The 5,049-nt window shown below is 68.7% G+C and carries 4 protein-coding genes and 1 pseudogene; all 5 read left to right on the top strand.

Annotation, left to right across the window (positions count from 1 at the left end; all coding sequences use genetic code 11):
* Nucleotides 1–182: pseudogene (locus tag AB0D53_RS41540) on the top strand (ATP-binding protein); the annotation flags it as partial.
* Between the two features lie 347 nt (nt 183–529).
* Nucleotides 530–3,676, top strand: a complete 3,147-nt coding sequence (locus tag AB0D53_RS41535) for a nitrate- and nitrite sensing domain-containing protein (protein ID WP_362454717.1) — start codon at nt 530–532, stop codon at nt 3,674–3,676.
* Between the two features lie 10 nt (nt 3,677–3,686).
* Nucleotides 3,687–4,100 (top strand): roadblock/LC7 domain-containing protein, encoded by a 414-nt coding sequence (locus AB0D53_RS41530; RefSeq protein ID WP_006127847.1) that lies wholly within the window; start codon nt 3,687–3,689, stop codon nt 4,098–4,100.
* 89 nt (nt 4,101–4,189) lie between these two features.
* Complete coding sequence (locus AB0D53_RS41525) at nt 4,190–4,786, top strand: DUF742 domain-containing protein (RefSeq protein ID WP_362454715.1); 597 nt, start codon at nt 4,190–4,192, stop codon at nt 4,784–4,786.
* A partial coding sequence (locus AB0D53_RS41520; protein WP_176902409.1) for an ATP/GTP-binding protein occupies nt 4,767–5,049 on the top strand: 283 nt, incomplete at its 3' end. The genes AB0D53_RS41525 and AB0D53_RS41520, both read left to right, overlap by 20 nt.

The following is a 5,049-nucleotide window of genomic DNA, read 5'->3' as shown; positions in this document are numbered from 1 at the left end:
CCTTCGTCATCGCCCTCAACGGCTTCGACGGACACCAGCCCTACACCCCCGACGAGGTCCGCGAGGCCCTCCAGATCGGACCCGACACCCCGATCATCACGACGGACGCGCGCCACCGCGCGGACGCGAAGAGCGGTCTGATCACGCTCGTCGAGCACGCGCTCATGGCGCGGCTCAAGTAGGCACAAGTCGGTATTGCCATACGGTAGTTACCGTAGTCGGGCGGGGGTGGACTGTGTCCTTTGACACGATCCACCCCCGTATTCATAACGTTTCGACAGAGAATTGCCCCGCGTTCGACACCCGACGCATCCGAATGGTGCCACTGCGCGCACACGAGCCCCGCCTTTTGACGGGGCTCGTTCTTTATGCCCGTTTTATCTGAGGCCCGGGTCACTCGGAATGACAGGTTCCGACTGTTTGGAACGCGACCGGTCCCCGTGCTGGAATTCGACGAACTCCCGAGTAGTACGGCCCTGAACAAAACACGGCACAGCGTAGGTGCCGACGCCGAGAGGTTGTTGGTCGAGTGAGGCGAAACAACGCGGGCTCCACGGCGCAGCAGGAGCGGGGCAACTTCACCCCGCCGCCGCGCGCCGCGGCGTCGTCCGCCGATGCGACGGCGCCCAGTGGCAGCTCCAGCCGGTTCTCCCCGCGCAACTGGCGGGTGCCCACCCGACTGAACGCCATTCTCCTGATCCCCGTCCTCGTCGGCCTGGTCATGGGCGGATTCCAGGTGAAGGGGTCGATCGACACCTGGCGCGAGGCGCAGGACGCCGAGAAGACCGCGCTGATCGTGCGCGCGGCCGCCGAGTACGGCCAGGCACTCCTCAACGAGCGTGACCTCTCCGCTCAGCCCCTCCTCTCGAACAAGCGTGACGCCGACGTCATCGGCCAGGTCCAGGCCGCCACCGACAACGCCGCGGGCAAGTTCAACGACGCCGTGAAGGGCATGCCCGCGAAGCAGGGCCTGGAGCGGCGCCTGCAGCTCTTCCGTCTGGAGGAGCCCACCCTTCCCGAGCTGCGCAAGTCGGCCTTCGCCGAGGGCATGGACCCGGTGAAGACGGAGGAGGGCTACGTCAAGGTCCAGCACTCCCTGATGGAGTTCAGCAACGAACTGGGGCTGGGCACCGGCAACATCACCAGCTACGGCCGTACGGTCTACGCGATCGAGCTCGCCAAGGCTGCAGAATCGCTTCAGCGCTCCATCGGCATGCACCTGCTGGTGCGTCCGAGCCAGGAGAAAGCCAAGTTCGACGCCCAGGTCAAGGCCTTCGGCTCGTACAACTACCTGGAGCAGATCGCACTCGGCGAGTTCACCTCCGGTGGTACGGAGGCCGACGCGGCCCGGCTGAAGCAGGTCATGTCCGCCAAGGCCGACGAGGGCGCCGAGGAGCTGAGGAAGGCCAAGGAGAAGGCCGACGCGGCGGGTACCCCGTTCGTCACCCCGCCCAGCATCGACGGTTCGGTCTTCGACGGCATGGCCCAGCAGATCGGGCAGGGCAAGTCGCCCGGGAAGCTGGCCGCGAAGGGGATCACGCCCGAGACCTGGATGGCGGCCGCCACCGCCAAGTTCGACGGCTACGCCACGGTCGAGAACGAGCTCGTCGACAAGGCCGTGAAGGAGGCCGCGGACATCTCGTCCAGCGCCCGCAACGACGCCTTCGTCAATGCCGCCGTCGTGATCGTCGCCCTGCTGGCCGCGTTCGTCCTGGCCGGCCTGATGGCCCGGCAGATGAGCCGCTCGATGCGCCGGCTGCGTACGGCCGCCTTCGGGATCGCCGAGCAGCGGCTGCCGATGCTGGTCGACCAGCTCTCCCGGGCCGAACCGGAACGCGTGGACACCCGCGTCCAGCCGATCCCGATCCACAGCCGCGACGAGATCGGCGAGGTGGCCCGCGCCTTCGACCAGGTGCACCGCGAGGCGGTCCGGCTGGCGGCCGAGCAGGCCATGCTCCGGGGCAACGTCAACGCGATCTTCACCAACCTCTCGCGCCGCAACCAGTCGCTGATCGAGGGCCAGCTGACCCTCATCACCGACCTGGAGAACAACGAGGCCGACCCGGACCAGCTGGAGAACCTCTTCCGGCTGGACCACCTGGCCACCCGCATGCGCCGCAACGGCGAGAACCTCCTGGTCCTCGCGGGCGAGGAGCCCGGCCGCCGCTGGAACCAGCCGGTCCCGCTGGTCGATGTGCTCCGCGCCGCCGCCTCCGAGGTGGAGTCGTACGAGCGCATCGAGCTGTCCGGGGTGCCCGAGACCGAGATCCATGGCCAGTCCGTCACCGACCTCGTGCATCTGCTCGCCGAGCTGCTGGAGAACGCCACCACCTTCTCCTCGCCGCAGACCAAGGTGCGGGTCACCGCGACCCGGCTGCCCGACAGCCGCGTGATGATCGAGATCCACGACAAGGGCATCGGCCTCACCGCCGAGGACTTCGCCGACATCAACCACAAGCTGGCCAACCCGCCGACCGTGGACGCGGCGGTCTCGCAGCGGATGGGTCTGTTCGTGGTCGGCCGGCTCGCCGACCGGCACGGCATCCGGGTCCAGCTGCGCCCCTCGGGCGAGCAGGCCGGCACCACCTCGCTGGTCATGCTGCCGGACGCGATCACCCACGGCGGCGGTGGCGAACCGGCCGCCGCGGCCGACGACTTCACCGTCTCCTCGATCATCCCGGAGCAGCAGAGCTTCGAACAGCAGCCGCACATGCGCACGGCCGCGGAGCTCGGCTTCGACGACTCCCGGTACGAGCAGCCTCCGGCGGAGACCGCGCAGCTGGACTCGGTGGGCCGTTCGCTGCTGCGCGAGGAGCGCCGGGCGGCGCTGGAGGCGCAGACGGCGGGCGAGCACCAGCAGTTCCCCCAGGAGCCGTACGCCGACGGCCAGTACGCCGCCAACGGCTACCCGCAGGAGCCGCAGCAGACCTCGTACGAGGGCGGCTACGACCCCTACGCCACCGGTACGGGCTTTGCCCCGCAGCCCGAGCAGGGTCGGCCCGGCGGTTATGCGGAAGCCGCCTACGCGGCCGGTGAGACCTCTCAGCCCTCGTACGGCGAGCCGTTCGCTCACGAGGCCCATCAGGACGCCTGGCCGGATCAGGGCGTCTATCAGGGCGCGTTCGAGCCATCTGCACCGGTGGAAGTGGAATCCGTCCCGAGCGCCCCCGCCGAGCCGCAGGAGAGCGTAGGCTTCGACCGTCCGGGGCCCACGCCCAACTCCGGCCACGAGCTGACCGAAGCCGGTCTGCCGCGCCGGGGCGGTCAGCAGCACTGGCAGCCCACCGGTCGCGGGAACAACCGGCCCGCCGCACAGCAGCCGCAGACGCAGCAGCCGCAGCAGCAGCCGCAGGAGGAACTGCCGCAGCAGCCGTCGCCCGCGCAGCAGGACGGCAACGGCTCCGACGACTGGCGCTCGGCCAACGACGAGCGCTGGGAGCGGGCCGAGAAGCTCCGGGAGCCGAAGGCGGGCGGGATCACCCCGTCCGGGCTCCCCCGGCGGGTGCCCAAGGCCAATCTGGTCGAGGGCACGGCGGAGCAGACCCTTCAGGGCGGCCCCCAGGTTTCCCGTGCCCCCGAGGACGTCCGCGGCAGGTTGAGCAACCTGCGGCGGGGCGTACTGCGGGGACGCAGCGCGGGTTCGGACGACAGTAATACCTACAACCAGGAGCGTTAGTGTGAGCCCGATGAGCCAGGCGGCGCAGAATCTGAACTGGTTGATCACCAACTTCGTGGACAACACCCCCGGGGTGTCGCACACGGTGGTGGTCTCCGCCGACGGACTCCTGCTGGCCATGTCCGAGGGATTCCCCCGTGACCGCGCCGACCAGCTGGCCGCCGTCGCCTCCGGGCTGACCTCGCTGACCGCGGGCGCCTCGCGGATCTTCGAGGGCGGCGCGGTGAATCAGACAGTTGTGGAGATGGAGCGCGGATTCCTCTTCATCATGTCCATTTCCGACGGATCTTCACTGGCCGTGCTCGCGCATCCGGACGCCGATATCGGTCTGGTTGGGTACGAAATGGCTCTTCTCGTCGACCGTGCGGGCAGTGTCCTCACCCCGGACCTCCGTGCTGAACTGCAAGGAAGTCTTCTTAACTAGTAGACAGACAGTGCGTTTCACGCCACCGGGCCATAAGGTGCGGTGGCGCGGACCCACTGGGATCGGGACCGGTAGTCGGAGGAGGAATCGTGGACACACCCCAGGGCGGACACCCGTACAACGGTGGCCGACAGGTGCCGGGTGAGCACGGGGACAACCGGTTCAACTTCCCGTCCGCACCCAGCGGACAGGGCGCCCAGCAGCCGCCGCAGCAGCAGCAGCAGGACACCCCGCAGGGTTCCGGGTGGCCCTCGCAGCGTCCGCACCGCTACGACTCGCCCCGGACGCCCCGTATTCAGCCGGTACAGCCGCGGCAGACCCCCGAGCCTGCCGCGCCGGCCGCGCACAATCCGCTGGTTCGTCCGTACGCCATGACCGGCGGCCGGACCCGACCGCGCTACCAACTCGCCATTGAGGCGTTGGTCAGTACCACGGCCGATCCGTCCCGGCTGCAAGGGCAGTTGCCCGAGCACCAGCGGATCTGCCGGCTGTGCTTCGAGATCAAGTCGGTCGCCGAGATTTCGGCACTGCTCTCGATCCCGCTCGGCGTTGCCCGGATCCTCGTAGCCGACCTGGCAGAGGCCGGACTCGTCGCTATTCATCAGCCCGGCGGCGACGAGTCCGCCGGCGGCCAGCCAGATGTGACACTGCTCGAAAGGGTGCTCAGTGGACTTCGCAAGCTCTAGCGGCGGAGCAGCCCGCTCCACTACCTCGGCGAAGATCGTGGTGGCAGGGGGCTTCGGCGTGGGTAAGACCACGTTCGTCGGTGCCGTCTCGGAGATCAATCCGCTGCGCACCGAAGCCGTGATGACGTCCGCGTCCGCGGGCATCGACGACCTGACGCACACCGGGGACAAGACCACCACGACGGTGGCGATGGACTTCGGTCGCATCACCCTGGACCAGGACCTGATCCTGTACCTCTTCGGTACGCCCGGACAGGACCGCT

It is taken from the genome of Streptomyces sp. NPDC048295 (assembly GCF_040652135.1).
In the GTDB taxonomy this organism is placed as follows: Bacteria; Actinomycetota; Actinomycetes; order Streptomycetales; family Streptomycetaceae; genus Streptomyces.
This window is presented reverse-complemented; position numbering and strand designations above follow the sequence as displayed.